At 71.2% G+C, this 16835-nt stretch carries 19 protein-coding genes; 13 read left to right on the plus strand and 6 right to left on the minus strand.

The window, feature by feature from the left end:
* Positions 1-343: 343 nt before the first annotated feature.
* Entirely contained in the window at positions 344-634 is a 291-nt protein-coding gene (locus ACFW3L_RS02055) for a hypothetical protein (protein WP_378735307.1), read from the minus strand.
* Between the two features lie 175 nt (positions 635-809).
* Here ACFW3L_RS02055 and ACFW3L_RS02060 point away from each other — a divergent pair, with 175 nt between their 5' ends.
* Positions 810-1838 carry a LuxR C-terminal-related transcriptional regulator gene (locus tag ACFW3L_RS02060; RefSeq protein ID WP_378735309.1) on the plus strand — a complete coding sequence of 343 codons (1029 nt, stop codon included), beginning with the start codon at positions 810-812 and terminating at the stop codon, positions 1836-1838.
* A 19-nt stretch (positions 1839-1857) separates the two neighbouring features.
* Here the strand turns inward: ACFW3L_RS02060 and ACFW3L_RS02065 are convergent, their stop codons facing one another.
* Together ACFW3L_RS02065 and ACFW3L_RS02070 are read right to left on the minus strand one after the other, a co-directional pair.
* Entirely contained in the window at positions 1858-2679 is an 822-nt protein-coding gene (locus ACFW3L_RS02065) for a BTAD domain-containing putative transcriptional regulator (RefSeq protein WP_378735311.1), read from the minus strand.
* Between the two features lie 31 nt (positions 2680-2710).
* Positions 2711-2851 (minus strand): hypothetical protein, encoded by a 141-nt coding sequence (locus ACFW3L_RS02070; protein WP_378735313.1) that lies wholly within the window; start codon positions 2849-2851, stop codon positions 2711-2713.
* Positions 2852-3527: 676 nt separating this feature from the next.
* Between ACFW3L_RS02070 and ACFW3L_RS02075 the strand changes: the two genes are divergently transcribed.
* The 10 genes from ACFW3L_RS02075 to ACFW3L_RS02120 all read left to right on the plus strand — a co-directional run bounded on the left by ACFW3L_RS02075 (position 3528) and on the right by ACFW3L_RS02120 (position 12275).
* Positions 3528-4850, plus strand: coding sequence for an AMP-binding protein (locus ACFW3L_RS02075; RefSeq protein ID WP_378735315.1), 1323 nt, complete (start codon positions 3528-3530; stop codon positions 4848-4850).
* 5 nt (positions 4851-4855) lie between these two features.
* Complete coding sequence (locus ACFW3L_RS02080) at positions 4856-5116, plus strand: phosphopantetheine-binding protein (RefSeq protein ID WP_378735317.1); 261 nt, start codon at positions 4856-4858, stop codon at positions 5114-5116.
* Between the two features lie 43 nt (positions 5117-5159).
* Entirely contained in the window at positions 5160-5537 is a 378-nt protein-coding gene (locus ACFW3L_RS02085; protein WP_378735319.1) for an ectoine synthase, read from the plus strand.
* Between the two features lie 15 nt (positions 5538-5552).
* Positions 5553-6716, plus strand: a complete 1164-nt coding sequence (locus ACFW3L_RS02090; protein WP_378735396.1) for an acyl-CoA dehydrogenase family protein — start codon at positions 5553-5555, stop codon at positions 6714-6716.
* Positions 6717-6729: 13 nt separating this feature from the next.
* Positions 6730-7416, plus strand: a complete 687-nt coding sequence (locus tag ACFW3L_RS02095; protein ID WP_378735323.1) for a transglutaminase family protein — start codon at positions 6730-6732, stop codon at positions 7414-7416.
* Between the two features lie 11 nt (positions 7417-7427).
* Positions 7428-8387, plus strand: a complete 960-nt coding sequence (locus ACFW3L_RS02100; protein WP_378735325.1) for a pseudouridine-5'-phosphate glycosidase — start codon at positions 7428-7430, stop codon at positions 8385-8387.
* Entirely contained in the window at positions 8384-9073 is a 690-nt protein-coding gene (locus tag ACFW3L_RS02105) for an HAD family hydrolase (RefSeq protein WP_378735327.1), read from the plus strand. Before ACFW3L_RS02100 ends, ACFW3L_RS02105 begins: the two co-directional genes overlap by 4 nt.
* Positions 9070-10464, plus strand: coding sequence for an MFS transporter (locus tag ACFW3L_RS02110; RefSeq protein WP_378735329.1), 1395 nt, complete (start codon positions 9070-9072; stop codon positions 10462-10464). Before ACFW3L_RS02105 ends, ACFW3L_RS02110 begins: the two co-directional genes overlap by 4 nt.
* Positions 10461-11201, plus strand: a complete 741-nt coding sequence (locus tag ACFW3L_RS02115; protein ID WP_378735331.1) for a hypothetical protein — start codon at positions 10461-10463, stop codon at positions 11199-11201. Before ACFW3L_RS02110 ends, ACFW3L_RS02115 begins: the two co-directional genes overlap by 4 nt.
* Before the next feature lie 186 nt (positions 11202-11387).
* Positions 11388-12275 carry a dihydrodipicolinate synthase family protein gene (locus ACFW3L_RS02120; RefSeq protein WP_378735333.1) on the plus strand — a complete coding sequence of 296 codons (888 nt, stop codon included), beginning with the start codon at positions 11388-11390 and terminating at the stop codon, positions 12273-12275.
* Between the two features lie 228 nt (positions 12276-12503).
* Here ACFW3L_RS02120 and ACFW3L_RS02125 read toward each other — a convergent pair whose 3' ends face one another.
* Positions 12504-13280: a MerR family transcriptional regulator gene (locus ACFW3L_RS02125; protein WP_378735335.1), complete on the minus strand. Its 777-nt coding sequence runs from the start codon at positions 13278-13280 to the stop codon at positions 12504-12506.
* 145 nt (positions 13281-13425) lie between these two features.
* Between ACFW3L_RS02125 and ACFW3L_RS02130 the strand changes: the two genes are divergently transcribed.
* Positions 13426-14046, plus strand: a complete 621-nt coding sequence (locus tag ACFW3L_RS02130) for a stage II sporulation protein M (RefSeq protein ID WP_378735337.1) — start codon at positions 13426-13428, stop codon at positions 14044-14046.
* Positions 14047-14061: 15 nt separating this feature from the next.
* On the opposite strand, the gene ACFW3L_RS02135 is transcribed toward ACFW3L_RS02130, so the two are convergent.
* Complete coding sequence (locus ACFW3L_RS02135) at positions 14062-14640, minus strand: NADPH-dependent FMN reductase (RefSeq protein ID WP_378735340.1); 579 nt, start codon at positions 14638-14640, stop codon at positions 14062-14064.
* A gap of 59 nt (positions 14641-14699) precedes the next feature.
* Entirely contained in the window at positions 14700-15665 is a 966-nt protein-coding gene (locus tag ACFW3L_RS02140; protein WP_378735342.1) for a TIGR03557 family F420-dependent LLM class oxidoreductase, read from the minus strand.
* A 148-nt stretch (positions 15666-15813) separates the two neighbouring features.
* On the opposite strand from ACFW3L_RS02140, the gene ACFW3L_RS02145 reads away from it, so the two are divergent.
* Complete coding sequence (locus ACFW3L_RS02145) at positions 15814-16668, plus strand: SDR family oxidoreductase (protein ID WP_378735344.1); 855 nt, start codon at positions 15814-15816, stop codon at positions 16666-16668.
* The last annotated feature ends 167 nt before the right edge of the window (positions 16669-16835 follow it).

The following is a 16835-nucleotide window of genomic DNA, read 5'->3' on the forward strand; positions in this document are numbered from 1 at the left end:
AACCGCCCGGGGACACGGGCGTTCTGTGGGCGGTGAAAGGTCCGGGGACCCGATACCTCCGGTGATCCCACCCGCGCTCGGCGGAGGGGCTCGAAGGATGCCGGAAGGCGGCCCGGGACCGAGAAACGGACTTCTTCCGCCCCATTACCCGCAGGCCTCTCACAACGTGACGGAATGAGCACGGAACGACCTTTCTCCACTTCGGCTCACCCTCACTCGTCAAAACCGGACGGAGAGAAGGGGAACCGCTTCATGATTCACCCACCATGGCCTTTCCCGGTCTGATCTTCGGGGAAAAGCATGATCATTCCGCGTCCGTCCACGTCAGGCACGGGAAAACGGCTCACGGCCGCCCGGGATCGACGGTGCGGGCGGGGCCGACCCCCAGGACGGTCCAGGCCTCAAGAGCGGGATGGCCGCGCACAACCCTTGCCCACAGGCCCATGACGGTTCCCGTCGCGTGGCCCCCGACGTCCTCGTGGAGGAAGAAGACGAGTTCTGCCTGATCGGCGGCCATTTCGATATAGAGGTGCTCCAACATGTCACCGGGAACGGAAGAGGAGTAGAGCGCCGTCCTGATCTGTTCAGGGGGAAACGGGTCGCGGACGGACAACCGCAGGAGTATGATTCTCATGTTTTCCGACTGTTCATCGAGGCACGGGCAAGTGATTCCTGAACGGATCGTGAACCACTCTTGCGGTGGGGCCCCGCGGACTCCACACTTGGCACGAATGTTTTCGCAGGGTCTCCGTCCCGGCATGCCCGACGGCCCAGGAGATCGATAGGGAAGAAGCGGCTGGAGGAAGGTCGTGTTCGGATCGATCGGCATCGGCCAGGACGCGGTGAGTGTCTACCGAGCGATGTTCGCCGAGCCCCGCGCGGGAGTACGGGACCTCGGACGCCTCCTGGACTGGCCCGTGGAACGGGTGCGGTCGGCGCTGGACGAACTGGCCCGGCTGTCCCTGGTCCGGCGGTCCTGGGAGCAGACCGACGAGCTGGTCCTGGTACGGCCCGAGTTCGCCCTCCAGTCGCTGCTGGTCCAGCAGGAGTCCGACCTCCTGGAGCGGCAGCAGCAGCTGGCCACCGCCCGCTCGGCCATCACGCAGCTGATCTCCGAGTTCGAGGAGAGCCACCGCATCCGCGCGACCATGGACATCGAGCAGCTCCACGGGATCGACGCGATCCGGCTGCGCATCGAGGAGTTCGTGCACGAGTGCCGCCACTCGTTCTGGACGTTCGCGGACGGGGGCGCGCAGACGCAGGACAACCTGGAGGCGAGCCTTCCCCTGGACCGGATGCTGCTGGACCGGGGCGTCGAACTCCGCGACGTCTACCTCGACAGTGTGATGAACGACCCCAGGACGGTCCGGTACATCTCCCAGCTGACCGAGCTCGGAGCGCAGATCCGCACGGCTCCCACCCTGCCGACCAGGATGATCCTCTTCGACCGCACCACCGCGCTGATCCCCACGGACCCCGACGACTCCTCCGCCAGCGCCCTGGTGCTGCGCGGCCCCGGTGTCGTCACGGCCCTGCTGGCCCTGTACGAGTACGTGTGGGAGGGCGCCAACCCCCTCGGGGCCAGCGCTCCACGCGGCCGTCATGGCCTGAGCACACAGGAGCAGGCGGTGGTGAACCTGCTGGCCGAGGGCAACACCGACGAGACCATCGCGCGCAAGCTCGGGGTGTCGGTGCGCACCGCGCGCCGGATCACCGCGGACCTCAGCCGTCGGCTGGGGGCCCGGAGCCGGTTCCAGGCGGGCGTCCTCGCGACCGCGCTGGGCTGGATCGACACGTCCTCGCTGGACGGGGTCACGGAACGGGAGGGCGTGGTCTGAACGCCGATCGGCCCGGGGGTCACTCGGCGGCCAGGGTGAGAGGGGTCTCCCGCCGAACGCGGGGCCGCAGACGGCGGGTGAGGGGCACCGGGCTCTCGCCCAGCACCTCCTGGTGCAGGGACTGGAGCTCGCGCGAGGGCTCCAGGCCGAGTTCCTCGGAGAGGGCCAGCCGCAGGCTCCGGTAGGACGTCAGAGCCTCGTCGCGGCGCCCGGCTCCGTTGAGCGCGCGGATGAGCTGGCCGTGGAACCACTCGTTCAACGGGTACTCCATCACCAGGGACCGCAGCTCGCAGATCGACTCCCGCTCCCGGCCCAGCAGGAACTCGGCCCGGATCCGCAACTCCTGCGCGTGCAGCCGCTGTTCCTCCAGCCGAACCGCGTGCGAGCCGATCAACGGGCCCCGGGGGACGTGGGCGAGACAGGGGCCGGACCACAGGTCCAGCGCCTCGCCCAGGCGCCGTGACGCCGGGTCGGGGTGACCCTCCTCCAGGAGGCGGCGCCCCTCGATGAGGAGCCGTTGGAACTCCAGGGCGTCGAGCTGCTCGGGGGCGACCCGCAGGAGGTAGCCCGAGGAGCGCGTGACCAGGAGCCCGGGTACCTCCGTCGTAGCGTCCGCCCGTTCGACGGCCTTGCGGAGCTGGCAGACGTAGGTCTGCACGGTCGTCACCGCGCTCTTGGGCGGGTGGTCCCCCCACAGTTCCCTGATCAGGACACCCATGGGCACGGGGTGGTTCGCCCGCAGCAGCAGCATCGCCAGGACCTGGAGGACCTTCGGCGCCTTGGGCGTGCACGTCCGGTCCTCCCTGAGGATCTCCAGCGTGCCGAGAATCGTGAAGTTCACCGGGCCACCCCTCCTCGTCCCCATTCCGGTCTCACTGCCATCCGGCGCCGCACTCGACGCTGGAGCACTGCGAAGGCGAGTTCGCGTCCTGGGCGAGGACCGAGCCGCCGGATCCGAGAATGGCGATGACGGTGAAACCGGCCGCGCAGAGGAATCGCTTGATACCAACCATGAAGGTCACTTCCCTTTTCTGTGAACCGTGGGTGACCACGGAGTGTCTTTTCTCGGGATCCGCGTCACGGACGGGATTCGTGAATTCCGTTCTCCGGTCCGTCGATCTGATTTCCATCATCGACGCTCGGATGGGGAATGTCAGCAGGATCGACTGGCATACTCCTGCAATGGCACATAGCTGCCAGGTGCGATGTGGCCTCCACCTGCCAGGAGGCCCGGACGGGGAGGGCGCGGGGACCCCCGCCGGGACACCGGGGGCCGTCACATCCCCTCTCCCACGGGGTTCCGGGCTACCTCGCGTACACTCCCGCACCGCCTGCCCCAGGCTCGCGTTCACGGCCCGCACCCCGCCGCACCGCGCGGCCAGGAGTCGCCGAAACCGCGTTCAAGGATCGCTCAAGCCCTCGTCCAGGCACGTTCGAGCAATCGTCCCGGGAAATGAGAGTTTCCTTGTCCGGGGTTCGCGGTACCTGGTACCCGAAACCGGCTGAAAGGAATCTCCCACAACGCTATTGCCAATACGTGGCGGCGTTACCTAAGTTCTGCTCTGGCAGCCGAACGACCACCGGATTCGCCAGCAGAACCAGCCCCGCACCGGCGTCTCGCACTCGCCAGAAAAACCGTACGAACCTCCGGACCCATCCGCCGTTCTCGTGACCGAGGAGCCGATAACCGTGGCTACTCCCGCCGTCTGGGAAATGATCCAGGAACACGCCCACCACCGACCGGAATCCGTGGCGCTGAGTCTCGCCGAGGACACCATGACCTTCGGGGAACTGGTCGCCGCGGTGCACGCCACCGATCCCGGCGAGCCCCCCTCCGGCGTCCACGTCGTGCGCGCCGGACGTGACGGACGGGCCGTGATCGACACCCTGGCGGTCCAGCGGCTCCGACGCCCCGCGCTCCTCGTCCCCCACGACGCGGGCGCCGAGTACACCGCCCGGATCAGTCAGGACCTGCGCGACCGCACCGAGGACTTCGCGAACGCGCACGGTCTGTGGACCACCACCTCCGGCTCGACCGGCAGGCCCAAGATCGTCGCCCACGACCCCGAGGGCGTCGACCGCTTCGTCGACTGGGCCCGCGGCCACTTCGGCCTGGGGACCGACACGGTCTCCCTCAGCCTCTCCCCGATCAACTTCGACATCGCCACCCTGGACGTGTGGGCGGTCCTGGCCGCCGGTGGCCGGGTCGTCTTCGCCCCTCAGGACGACCTCACGAACGGTCCGGCCCTGGCCGAGGCGGCCCGGACGCACGGTGTCACCCTCCTCCAGGCCGTACCGGTCGTGCTCACCCTGATCGCCCGTGCGGGTCTGCCCGCGCCACGGATAGGCACGGTGATCTCCACCGGCGACTTCTACCCCCTGGAGACCCTCCCCGACCTGCGGGCGGCCTTTCCCGAAGCCGACCTGTGGAGCGTCTACGGCAGCACCGAGACCAACGACAGCTTCGTCCTTGACCTGTGCCGCGCGACCGCCGGGGACCTGGGCCGCCCCATCGACGGGGTCCACCACCACGTCGACGGGACCGGTGAGCTGGTCGTCTCCACCCCCTTCCAGGCGCTGGGCTACGTCAACGCCCCGAACGACGCCTGGCGCACCGTCGGGGGGCGGCGCGAGTTCCGCACGGGCGACCTGGTCACCACCGCCCCCGACGGCACCCTGCGCCTGTCCGGACGGAGTGACCGCCAGGTCAAGGTGCGCGGTGTGCGCCTGTCCCTCGACGCCGTCGAGGCCGTGCTGCGCCACCAGACCGGTGTGGCCGACGCCGTGGTCACCGCGCGCGGCCGTGGCTCCGGGGACAGGGAGCTCCTGGCGGCCGTGCTCGTCGAGCCGGGAGCCGCCGTCTCCAACCTGGCCCTGCGCTCGGCCGTCTCCTCGACCCTCACCCCGACCGCCGTACCCAGCCGGACCTTCCTCACCACGGAGCCCTTCCCGGTGACCGGAACCGGCAAGACCGACCGCGACGGCGCCATCAGCCGACTCCTCGAAAGGTGACCGACATGACCACCGACATCCGCGACCGGATCCAGGAACGCATCGTGACCGCCCACGCCCCCGACCTGGCGGGGGAGCGCATTCCCAGCGACTACGACCTGCTCGCCAACGGTGTCGTCGACAGCCTCTCCCTCCTCGCGCTCGTGGAGTGGATCCAGTCCTCCTTCGACGTCCCCGTCACCGACGTCGAGATCTCCCCCGCCGACTTCCGCACCATCGACGCGATCGCGGACTTCATCGGGACCAACACCGGGCAACGGATCTGACCCGCCGCCCGCCCGACCCCCTCCGAACCGAAAAGAGAGAACCGTGTTCAAGCGCTCCCGTGAGAAGACCGAGACCATCGACTGGGGCAACGGCACCAGCGACCGCCTGCTGGTGGAGGACGACAACCTGGGCTTCACCGTCGCCCACACCGTGGTGCGGGCGGGGACCGTCTCCCGGCTCCAGTACGCCAACCACCTGGAGGCCTGCTACTGCATCGGCGGCAGCGGCTTCGTCGAGAGCAAGGACGGCGGAACGCGCATCGACCTCACCCCGGGCGTCCTCTACGCCCTGGACCAGCACGACCCGCACCTGCTGATCGCCAGCGACCACGAGGACCTGGAACTCGTCAGCGTGTTCAACCCCCCTCTCTGCGGCGACGAGCGGCACGACCTCGACTCGCCCGAGTTCTCCTCCTACTGACCGGACGTGAACAGCATGGTGACCACCACCGCGGCACCGCCGCGAGACGAGGACACCGCGCTCGCCCGGGTACGCGAGCGCGTGGAACTGGTCGCCCCGGCCATCAACCGGGGCCACCTCGACCGGGACCGCGAGGCGGTCTTCTCCCGGGACGCCTGGCGGGAGCTGGCGGGCACGGGCCTGTTCGGCTCCTGCCTGCCCGAGGAGGTCGGAGGGCACGCCGGTTCCCTGACCGACCTCATGGACGTGGTCGAGGGCCTGGGCTACGCCGTCCGTGACTCCGGCCTGAACTTCAGCGCGGCCACCCACCTGGCCAGCACTGGGTTCGCGCTCAACGGCTTCGCGGGCCCCGAACTCCGCCGCCTTCACCTGCCGTCCGTCGCCGCCGGGACGTCCATCGGCTGCCACGCCATCACCGAGCCGGAGACCGGCTCGGACGTGCTGTCGATGTCCACCACCGGCCGCTTCGACGGTGACCAGGTGGAGCTGGACGGCCTGAAGACCTACGTCACCAACGGTCCGGTCGCCGACCTCGCGGTCGTCTACGTCCGCACCTCCGACACCCCCGGCCCGCTCGGCCTGAGCGCCGTGCTCGTCCCGAGGGGCACACCCGGTGCGGACTTCGGCCCCGCGCTGGACAAGACCACCCTGCGGACCTCCCCCTTCGGACAGCTGCGCCTGACCGGGTGCCGGGTCCCCAGGGCCAACGTCATCGGTGGTGTGGGGACCGGCTTCCTGATCCTCGACCGCGTGATGACCTGGGAGATCCTGATCGCCTTCGTCATCAACGTGGGCGAGATGCGCCACCGCCTGGACCGGGTCGTGGAACGGGTCGGCGGCCGACACCAGTTCGGTCGGCCGCTCTCCGACTTCCAGGGCGTGCGCAACACCGTCGTGGAGATGCACATCGCCACCCAGACCGCCCGCCAGGCCCTGCACGCGGCGGGGGCGGCGGTCTCCGCGGGGCACAGGGCCACCGCCGAGACCGCGGTGGCCAAGATCCTCACCAGCGAGGCCAACATCCGCACCGCCCAGGCCGCCGTGGAGTTGTTCGGCGGCGAGGGCGTGCTCACCGACACCGGAATGGAGATCGGGGTCCGCGACGCCCTCAGCGGCCCCATCTACTCCGGCTCCAACGCCGTGCAACGGCAGAAGATCGCCAAGGCCCTGGGCCTGTGACCGGAGGATCACCGTGACCGAGACCGACACCCACACCCTGACGGAACCGACCTACTTCCTCGACCACGAGAGCCCCGAGGTCCGGGAGTTCGTCGACCGCGCGCTGCCCGACCGGAACGCCCCACCCCGGGAGATGGCCGTGCGCCTGCACGACGCGGTGCGCGACGGCGTCCGCTACGAGGTCTACGACGCCGATCTCACCCGCGAGGGCGTCCGCGCGTCCAGCATCCTCAGACGCGGCCAGGGGTTCTGCGTCCACAAGTCCATCGTCTACGCGGCGGCCGCCCGCTCGGTGGGCATCCCCACGCGGCTGGTCTACGGGGACGTCCGCAACCACCTGGCGTCGGACCGCCTCCTGGAGCTCATGGGCGACGACCTCTTCACCTTCCACGCCCTGGTGTCGGTGCGGATCGACGACACCTGGATCCGCGCGACCCCCGTCTTCAACACCCTGCTGTGCCGTCTCTACGGCATCCGGCCGCTGGAGTTCGACGGCCGCGAGGACAGCTACTACCACCCCTTCGACAACCAGGGCCGCCGCCACATGGAGTTCGTCCGCTGGCGCGGCGAGTTCGACGACTTCCCCTACGAGACCGTGGTCGGCGGTATCACCGAGAACCACCCGAAACTGGTCGGCCCGGAACTGGTGACCGCCCAGGGGTCGCTGACCGACGACGCCCGCCGTGAGCGTGGAGAGTGAGAGGAACGGACATGACCGGAACAGTCGAGTCGAACGTCATCGTCTCCGACGAGGTCCGTGCCGCCGTCGAGACCGGGGCGGCCGTCGTCGCCATGGAGACCTCGGTGGTCGCCGGGGGTTCCTACCCGCACAACCTGGAGACCGCGCTCGCGGTGGACCGGTGCGCGCGTGACGAGGGGGCGGTCCCCGCCCGCGTCGCGGTGATCGACGGCGCCCTGCGCGTCGGGGTCTCCGACGACGAGCTGGAGCGCCTCGCCAAGGCCGCGGACAGCCAGAAGATCAGTACCCGGGACCTGGCGGTGGCCCTGCACGGCGGCCGCACCGGGGGCACCACGGTCTCCTCCAGCCTCATCGCCACGGTCGCTGCGGGGATCAGGGTGTTCGCCGTGGCCGGGATCGGCGGCGTGCACCGGGGAGCCGAGGTCTCCTTCGATATCTCCACGGACCTCACCGAGTTCACGCGCTCGCCCGTGGCGGTCGTCTGCGCGGGGGCGAAGTCCCTGCTCGATCCGGCGCTGACCCTGGAGTACCTGGAGACCGTGGGGGTGCCCGTCATCGGGTACCGGTCCGACGACTTCCCCGGCTACTACACGCGCAGCACCGGTCAGCCGGTCCCCTACCGGATCGACGACCTGGGAGAGCTGGCCGCTGTCATGCACCGGCACTGGGGGGCCGTCTCCCGCTCCTCCGTGGTGGTCACCCACCCCATCGAGGAGGAGTGGAGCATCGACGCCGACCTGCTCAACACGATGGTGGAGGACGCCCTGCGCGAGGCCCGCGCGACCGGTGCGACGGGGCCCGCGCTCACCCCGTTCGTCCTGGCGGCCATCTCCAAGGCGACGGACGGTCGCAGTGCCCTGGTCAACCGGGCGGTCCTGGAGTCCACGACCCGGCTGGCGGCCCGCCTCGCGGTCGCGGAGGCCGCCGTGTCCGCCGGTGGGCGGCTCACGGGAGCGGCGGTGCGGGCATGACGCGCGTACGCGGTGTGCTCCTGGACCTGGACGGGACCCTGGTGGACTCGCCCTCGGTGATCCTGGCCGCCTTCCACGACGCCTGCGCCCCGTACGGCGCGGTGCCGCTGCCGGACGGCGTTCGCGGGCTGATCGGCAGACCGCTCGACGCGATCCTGCCCCGGCTCCTCCCCCGGGCCGACGACGCGGTCCGGGAGGAGGCCAAGGCGCTCTTCCGGGAGTCCTTCGCGCGCCGCAGCCGGGAAGCGGCCTCGTCCCTGGTGTTCCCGGGGATCCCGGAGCTGCTGACGGACCTGGCAGCCGAGGGGCTGCGGATCGCGGTGGTCACCAGCAAGATCACGCGGAGCGCCCACGAGCTGCTGGAGTCCACCGGGCTGGACCGCCACCCGGATCTGGTGGTCGGGCACGACCGGTCCCCCCGGGGCAAGCCCGCCCCCGACCCGGCCCTGCTGGCCGCGCGCTCCCTCGGGCTGCTGCCCGAGGAGTGCGTGGTCGTGGGCGACTCCCCCGACGACGTCTCCATGGCGGTCGGGGCCGGGATGGCGGCGATCGGGGTGGACTGGGGCGTCTCCGACGCCGACACCCTGTTCTCCGCGGGCGCCGACCACGTCGCCACCACCGTCAACGAACTCGCCGGTCACCTGCACGGACCGGTCACGCAATCCGCCAGGAAGGTGACTCAGTGAACACGGTTCGCACACTGACGGGGAGTCCCCAGGCGATGGGCGCGCTCGGCGTCCTGTGCCTGGCGCAGTTCCTCATCGCGCTGGACTACTCCATCATCTACGTGGCCATGCCCAGTATCGGGCTCGACCTCGGCCTCTCGTCGTCGGTGCTCCAGTGGATCGTGAGCGCCTACGCCCTCCTGTTCGCCGGTCTCCTGCTGGTGGGCGGACGCGTCTGCGACCGGGTCGGCGCGAAGCGGGTCTTCCTGGTCTCGGTCCTCGTCTTCGGCGCGGCCAGTGCCCTCGGCGGGTTCGCCCAGGAGGGGGTGGCGCTGCTGGTCAGCCGGGGCGCGCAGGGGCTGTCGGCGGCCTTCCTCCAACCGGCGACCATCGGCCTCATCAGCGCCACCTTCGCGGCCGGACCGGCCCGGTCCCGGGCCCTCGCGGTCTGGGGCGCCATCGGAGCCTCCGGGCTCGCCGTCGGCGCCATCCTGGGCGGTGTCCTCACCGAGTTCTCCTGGCGCCTGACCTTCCTCATCAACATCCCCCTCACGCTGCTGGCGGCCCTGGGCGGCCTGCTGTGGCTGGCCGCGGCCTCTCGGACGGAGCGGGGGGCGCGCGTCCCCCTGTCCGCCGCGATGATGGGGACCGGCGCACTCCTGGCGCTGGTCATCGGTCTGACCCTGGTGGCGGACCCGGAGGCCTCGGACGCCTACACCGGGGGCGCGTTCCTGGTCGCGGTGGTGCTGGGGCTGGCCTTCCTCACCCACGAGTCGCGGGCCGACAACGTGATGGTGGACCGTTCACTGCGCCGTACCCGCTCCCTCGGGGCCGGTGTGGTGGCCACCTACCTGTACATGGCGAGCGTGGGCTCGGAGTTCTACCTCGTCACCCTGCTCCTCCAGAAGCTGGAGGGCTTCACGCCGCTCCAGGCGGGGCTGGGATTCCTTCCTCTGGCCGTCATGGTGACCTTCGGGAACATGGCCGCGGGCCGCGCGGTGGAACGCGTCGGCGCGGGAACGACCATGACGGTGGGCTTCCTGCTCAGCCTCGTCGGCCTGGCGCTGCTCGCCGCCATGCTGGGGTCGGGCACGTACACCACCCACCTGCTGCCCGGCCTGCTCCTCAGCGGGTTCGGCCACGGGGTCATCTACACGTCCATGTTCGTCATCGGCACCCGGGACGTGCCCGACCGGCACCAGGGCACCGCCGGTGCCCTCATGACCACGTCCCAGTACCTGTCGGCGGCGGTCACGGTGGCCCTGCTGACGATCATCCTGGGCACCGACCCGACCGGGGTGGAGTTCCGGTGGGCGTTCGGCCTCACCGCCGCCTTCGCCGCCGCGGGCATGCTCATCTCCCCGCTGATCCTGCGCCGCCCGGAGAAGCGGAAGGTGGAGGTCCGGGTATGAGGACGAGGCTCGGCATCCTGGTCATCCACAACGACCCCGTGCCCGAGGCGGAGATCTGGCGCTCGGCCGGGCCCGACACGAGTGTGCACACCGCGCGGTTCTGGACGCCGCGTCCCTTCGGCACCGAGTTCACCGGCCTCGACCTGGGGGTGCTCCTCTCCGAGACGGGGCTGGACACCGCCGTCCGCCAACTCGGCGATCTGGGCGTGCACGCGCTGGGCTACTGCTTCGCCAGCAGCAGCGTGTTCGGTGGGACGGCGTTCGACGACGCCTTCGCCGCGCACGTCGAGGAGCTGTCGGGCGGGGTCCCCACCGTCACGGCGGGCCAGGCCATCCGGGAGGAACTGGACGGCACCGGAGACGACGGGGTCGCGGTGGTCGCCCCACCGTGGTTCAGCGACGGCACGCTGGAGGCCATCCGCGCCTACCTGCCGGTACGGGTGCGTCAGGTCGTCCGGTTCGAGCTGCCGCCGGAGTGGGACGGCATCGAACGGCCGGACCTCTTCGACCGGGGAGCGCGCTTCGCCGTGGACCAGGCCGAGCTCGAACGCCAGGTCCTGCGGAGGTTGGCGCCGGGGGTCGGGACGGTCGTCGTGCCCGGCGGCGGGTTCGCGAGCCTCGCCGCCGCCGAACGGCTGCGGGCGCGGGGGCTGAGGGTGGTCTCGTCGAACTCGGCCCTCCTCGGCGCCATGGAGCGGCGGGCGGCCTCGGCCGCACGGGCGGTTCCCGCGCCCTGACACGGCTGAGCCGCGAGCACCCCCGGAGGTACCGGAGGACGCGAACGGGGGCGGCGCACCGCCGCCCCCGGTCCGCCCGCGCGCCGCCCCGCACCGTGCTGGCCCGGCGAGGGGCCACCCCGCTCGGAACCCTGGTGGGGCGCCTGTGCCACTCTGGGGCGCCGACGCGGACGAACGGAGTTGACGATGGGTGACCTGATGAGACCGGGCGTGTGGGGTGTGCTGGCCACACCCTTCAGGGGCGAGACCCTGGAGGTGGACACGGCGGGGATCGAACGACTGGTCAAGCACGCTGAGGGCGCCGGGGTCACCGGGTTCACCGTGCTGGGCGTCTTCGGGGAGGCCGCGCAGCTCAGCCGTGAGGAACGCCGCCTGGTCCTGGAGACGGTCCTGGCCACCACCGACCTGCCGTTGGTCGTGGGCTGCACGAGCCTGGGGACGGCCCCGACCGTCGAGGAGGCGACGACCGCCGTGGAGCTGGTCGGTGACCGGCTCGCCGGGGCCATGGTCCAGGTCAACAGCGCCGACCCCGCCGTACTCGGCGCGCACCTGGACGCCGTCCACGAGGCCACCGGCGCCGACCTGGTGGTGCAGGACTACCCGGTGGTGAGCGGGGTCCGGATCTCCGCCGCCGTCCTCGGAGACCTCGTCGCGAGCAGGTCCTACGTCAGCGCGGTCAAGGCCGAGGCGCCGCCCACCCCCGCCGCCGTGGCCGAGCTGACCGCCCGCTGCGACGTGCCCGTCTTCGGCGGCCTGGGCGGAATCAACCTGCTCGACGAGCTCGCCTGCGGCGCGGCGGGCGCGATGACCGGCTTCTCCTACCCGGAGGCCCTGGTGGCCTGCGTGGACGCCTGGGACCCGGCCGACCCGGGCCGCAGCCGCGCCGCGCTGCTGGAGTACCTGCCGCTGATCACCTTCGAGCAGCAGGTCGGGATCGCCCTGGCCGTCCGCAAGGAGTGCCTGCGCCAGCGCGGCCTGATCGACGAGTCCGGTGTCCGTGCTCCGGCCCGGAGCCTGCCCGACTCCCTGAGGCCCCTGCTCAGCGGGCACATCGCCCGCGCCCAGGCGCTGTAGGGCCCCGGGGCGGGTCGCCGACGGAACGTCCTGGCCACGGGCCCTCGGGCGCGGGCTCCCTGGAACAGGCCCCGCCCCGAGCCCTCACCGGGGTTCGCCCGGCCACCGGACGCGGGCGAACCGGGCTCCCCCAGCGAGCGCGTCGTCCTCGGCCGCGTCCGGGGAAGGCGGGCAGGCACGCGAACGACCCTCGAAGCCCCTGGGCGCGGACCGCGGTATCAGAGACGGTCAGTCGAACGGGTGACCGGTGCCGCGCTCCGTTTCACGGTCCGGCGGGCGGTCCGGGTGGGTCGGTGTCTCCCGGAGCAGCTCGTGCAGGCGCTTCAGGACCCGCATCTGCGCGGGGTTGTACAGGTGTGTGACGGCGGCGGCCAGAGTGCGCTCGGCGCGGCGCGCACCACCCGGGGCGTCCGCCGTCGGGTCGGCGGACGCCGGGTTACGCTCGCGCCCCCGGGTGACGACCGGAACCAGACGCGCGGCGAGGGCGTCGACCGCCCCGTCGCCCGCGTCCGGGGGCAGCGCCTCGAAGTCGTCCTCCGCCTCCTCGGGCCGACTGATCTCCTCGTGGAACACCGCCATCGCGTCCTCGCTGAGCACGGACGAGTACACCGTCAGCAGGGACCGCTGGCGCTCGGTGAGTTCGCCGGAGAGCGGGGCGAACGCGGACGGGACGTGCGCGGGGGCGCGGTGGCGGAGGAGGAGCGCGAGTTCCTCCCGTACCCGGTTGAGCCGGTCGACGGTCGCCTCCAGCTCACGGTCCAGCGCGCGGATCGCCTCGTCCGGTTCCTCGTCGGCCCGGTCCATCCTCGCGATCTCCGACAGTGGAACGCCCAGGTCCCTCATACGACGAATCTGGACGAGTCGGACCAGATGCGGGACCCCGTACTGCTTGTACCCGTTCGCGGCGCGCTCGGGAACGTCCAGGAGTCCGATCCGGTGGTAGTGGCGCACGGCCTTCACCGTGGTTCCCGCGAGTTCGGCCACCTGCCGGGTGCTCCACGCCACGAGTCGCCTCCTTGTCCCCGTGAAACGGTGTTCCCACGCATTCCACACCCTGCCCCCGGGGCAGGGTCAAGGGCTTGACCCTGCCCCGGGGTCATGGTTTCGGATGGGCGCCGCACCGCCCACCACTCCATCCGGGAGAACCACCATGCGGCTCCTCCGCCCGTCCTTCCAGATCATCCGCGCGCACCTCGGCGCCTACCTCGCACTCAACGGTGTCGTGTACGGGCTCCTCCTCCTGGGGATGGGGGCCGCCCTGGCGTTCCCCGAGCTCAACGCGGCCATGATCACCGACCAGGAGGAGGACGGCACCGCCGCCCTGGTCACCGCACTGCTCGGGAACGCCTGGTTGTTCGCGCTGACCATCCTGGCGGTCAACGTGCTGACCGTCGCCCTGGCCCTGATCCTGCTGCCGTCGATGGTCGTGCCCTTCGCGGGGATCGCGCTGTTCGCCCACAAGGCGTTCACCATGGGGGTGGTCCTCGCCCCCATGGACGCGACCGTGGCCAAGACGCTGATCCCGCACTCGTTGACGATCCTGATCGAGCTCCAGGCCTACGTCCTCGTCGTGCTCGGCGCGTACCTCCTGGGCAGGGCCTGGCTGCGCCCCCGGACCGTCGGCGCCGCCACCCGCCGGGAGGGGTACGTCCACGGTCTGCGACAGGTCGGTCGCCTCGTTCCGCCCGCGATGGCGCTGTTCGTGGTCGGCGCCCTCTACGAGGCCCTCTCCCTCATCCACATCGTCCCGCGCCTGGTCATCGGGGGTTGAGCCGCACCGAAGCGGTCACGCCCCGGCCAGGGGGCCGTGGGCCCGCCTGACCGCGGCGTACCCCAGGGCCTCCTCCAGCTCGGCCACGGCCAGGCGCATCCGTTCCACGACGGACGGGTCGGTGTACTCGCCCCGGGCGTTGGTCCGCGAGCCCGCCCGTGAGACCACCACGCAGTCCACGAGCACCGCGCCCAGGAGCGTGAGTGTGGGCATGAGCGGCGCGTGGGCGCGCATGCCGCCAGCCTGGCCCGGGGAGGCGCTCACCAGGAGTGTCGGCCGCCCCACCAGACCCCCGGAGCCCACCAGCCAGTCGATGGCGTTCTTCGTGACCCCGGCGGGGCCGTGGGCGTACTCCGGGGTCGCGATGATCACGCCCTCGGCGCGTTCCGCCAGCGCGCGGAACTCCCGGACCGCCTCCGGCCAGGAGCCCTCGTCGTTCTCCACGTCCGGGTTGAACAGCGGCAGGCGCCCGGCCAGGTCACCGCCGACCACGGTGGTCCGTGTCCCCACCCTCGGGGCCAGGTCCAGGAGGGACGCGTTGAACGACCCCCTCCGCAGACTGCCGCAGATGCCCAGTACGACGTGGTCCGGCATGAGCCCTCCGTGGTCCGTGTCCCGGAGCACGAGTGTGCCACGCCGATCGGGGTCACGCCCTAGGTCCGCGCGAGGTTCCGGATCGGTTCGGCCAGCTCGGTCTCGAAGAAGGCGAAGAACCCCTCCGGGTCGGGTCCGGCGTTGGTCAGCACCAAGTGGTCGAAGCCCGCCTCCGCGAACCGTCGCACCACGTCGAGGTGGCGTTCGGGGTCGGGCCCGTATCCGAAGACCTCCGCCATGTCGTCGGTCCTGACCAGGGCGGTCGCCGCCTCGAAGTTGACCGGGTTCGGCAGCTCGGACTGGACCTTCCACCCGGTGAGGCCGAACCGGAAGAGCTCCCGCGCGGACTCCAGCGCCGCGCGGTCGTCGGGGGCCCAGGCCAGGGGCACCTCTCCGTAACAGGGACCGTTGCCGCCACGTTCGCGGTAGGTCTCCGTGAGTGTGGAGTCGGGTTCGGTCGCGAAGAGGCCGTCGCCGTGGTCGGCCGCCAGGCCCGCCGCCCGCCTCCCACCCGCGGCCATCACTACCCTGGGCGGGAGCTGGGGGAGGTCGAAGACCCGCGCGTCCTCCAGGACCAGGTGCTCGCCCCGGTAGGAGTGGTACCCCCCGGACCAGAGCAGACGCATGATCTCCACGGCCTCGACCAGCATCTCGTGGCGCACGGTCACGTCGGGCCATCCCCGGCCCACCACGTGTTCGTTGAGGCGCTCCCCCGCGCCCACGCCGAGGGTGAAGCGACCCTCCGAGAGGATCGCCGTGGTCGCCGCCGCCTGCGCGACGATCGCCGGGTGAACGCGCAGGAACGGGCAGGTCACGCCGGTGGCGATCTCGATCCGACCGGTGCGTTCCGCGATGGCCGCCAGCATGGACCACACGAACCCGGAGTGCCCGTGGCTGAACAGCCAGGGGTGGAAGTGGTCGCTGACCTCGACGAAGTCGAACCCGGCCCGCTCGGCGCGCACGGCCTGGTCCACGATCTCCCGGGGCCCGTAGCCCTCGGCGAAGAGCTTGTAGCCGATTCTCATGGATCCCTCCTCCACCCCTGGCCCTGACCCGTGTGGCCTCTACGGAAACTCCGTCAAGCGGAAAGTCGTCCTGTACTCCCCCGACGTGTAGGGGTTCCGCACGTCGGGCAGGGCGGTCAGGGAAGGCCCACTGAAGGGGAGGATCGCCATGGACGACCGACGACCACCAGCGCAGAGCCAGCCCCACCCCGGTCGGACCGAACCGATGGAGCCCCGGCCCAGGGACGAGATGCGCGACTACGAGGGCAGGGACCTGCTCAAGGGAAGGCGCGCCCTGATCACCGGCGGCGACTCCGGGATCGGCCGGGCCGTGGCGGTGGCCTTCGCCAAGGAGGGCGCCGACGTGGTCTTCGGCTACCTCAGCGAGGACGCCGAGGCCCAGCACACCGCGGACCTGGTCCAGGCGCAGGGTCGCCGGGCCGTGGGCGTGCGGGGAGACCTGGCCGACGAGTCCGCGTGCGCGCACCTGGTCGGACGGGCGGTGGAGGAGCTCGGCGGGATCGACGTCCTCGTGGAGCACGCCGCCACACAGACCCCGGTGGACGACTTCACGGACCTGACCACGGAGCAGCTGCGCCGGACCTTCGACGTGAACGTGATGGGGGTGTTCTGGACCGTCCGCGAGGCGCTGCCGCACATGTCCGAGGGTGGTTCCATCATCATCACCGGGTCGATCAACGGTCTGCGGGGCAACACGTCGCTGATCGACTACGCGTCGAGCAAGTCGGCCGTCATGAACCTCTCCGTGTCGCTCTCCCAGCTGCTCATGGACCAGGGGATCAGGGTCAACTGCGTGGCCCCGGGTCCGGTCTGGACCCCGTTGATCCCGGCCACCCTCGGGAAGAGGGGAACCGAGGGGTTCGGTCAGCAGGCACCGATGGGTCGGGCGGCCGACCCGGACGAGATCGCGCCGTCCTACGTGTTCTTCGCCAGTGAGAGGCTCTCGTCCTACTACACCGGCGAGACCCTGACCCCGGTCGGCGGGGAGATCCAGGGCAGCTAGGCACCGGGAACCGGCACGCCCGGAGCTCCGAGCGTGCCGGTCGCGGCCGGTTCAGCGGGAGCGGCTCCGTGGGGATCGTCCGCTCCCCGAGGTGCGCCGGTCGCTCTCCTTGCGCAGCGCTCCGACCAGCTCGTCCTTGGTCATGGTGGAGCGGCCGTGGATGTCGA

The organism is Nocardiopsis sp. NPDC058789 (assembly GCF_042745575.1).
GTDB lineage: Bacteria > Actinomycetota > Actinomycetes > Streptosporangiales > Streptosporangiaceae > Nocardiopsis > Nocardiopsis eucommiae.

Bases quoted from the DNA above. Each gene is read 5' to 3' on its own strand.
- ACFW3L_RS02055 (WP_378735307.1), bottom strand. From the start codon at position 634: ATGAGAATCATACTCCTGCGGTTGTCCGTCCGCGACCCGTTTCCCCCT.
- ACFW3L_RS02070 (WP_378735313.1), bottom strand. From the start codon at position 2,851: ATGGTTGGTATCAAGCGATTCCTCTGCGCGGCCGGTTTCACCGTCATC.
- ACFW3L_RS02080 (WP_378735317.1), top strand. From the start codon at position 4,856: ATGACCACCGACATCCGCGACCGGATCCAGGAACGCATCGTGACCGCC.
- ACFW3L_RS02090 (WP_378735396.1), top strand. From the start codon at position 5,553: ATGGTGACCACCACCGCGGCACCGCCGCGAGACGAGGACACCGCGCTC.
- ACFW3L_RS02100 (WP_378735325.1), top strand. From the start codon at position 7,428: ATGACCGGAACAGTCGAGTCGAACGTCATCGTCTCCGACGAGGTCCGT.
- ACFW3L_RS02105 (WP_378735327.1), top strand. From the start codon at position 8,384: ATGACGCGCGTACGCGGTGTGCTCCTGGACCTGGACGGGACCCTGGTG.
- ACFW3L_RS02115 (WP_378735331.1), top strand. From the start codon at position 10,461: ATGAGGACGAGGCTCGGCATCCTGGTCATCCACAACGACCCCGTGCCC.
- ACFW3L_RS02120 (WP_378735333.1), top strand. From the start codon at position 11,388: ATGGGTGACCTGATGAGACCGGGCGTGTGGGGTGTGCTGGCCACACCC.
- ACFW3L_RS02130 (WP_378735337.1), top strand. From the start codon at position 13,426: ATGCGGCTCCTCCGCCCGTCCTTCCAGATCATCCGCGCGCACCTCGGC.
- ACFW3L_RS02135 (WP_378735340.1), bottom strand. From the start codon at position 14,640: ATGCCGGACCACGTCGTACTGGGCATCTGCGGCAGTCTGCGGAGGGGG.
- ACFW3L_RS02140 (WP_378735342.1), bottom strand. From the start codon at position 15,665: ATGAGAATCGGCTACAAGCTCTTCGCCGAGGGCTACGGGCCCCGGGAG.
- ACFW3L_RS02145 (WP_378735344.1), top strand. From the start codon at position 15,814: ATGGACGACCGACGACCACCAGCGCAGAGCCAGCCCCACCCCGGTCGG.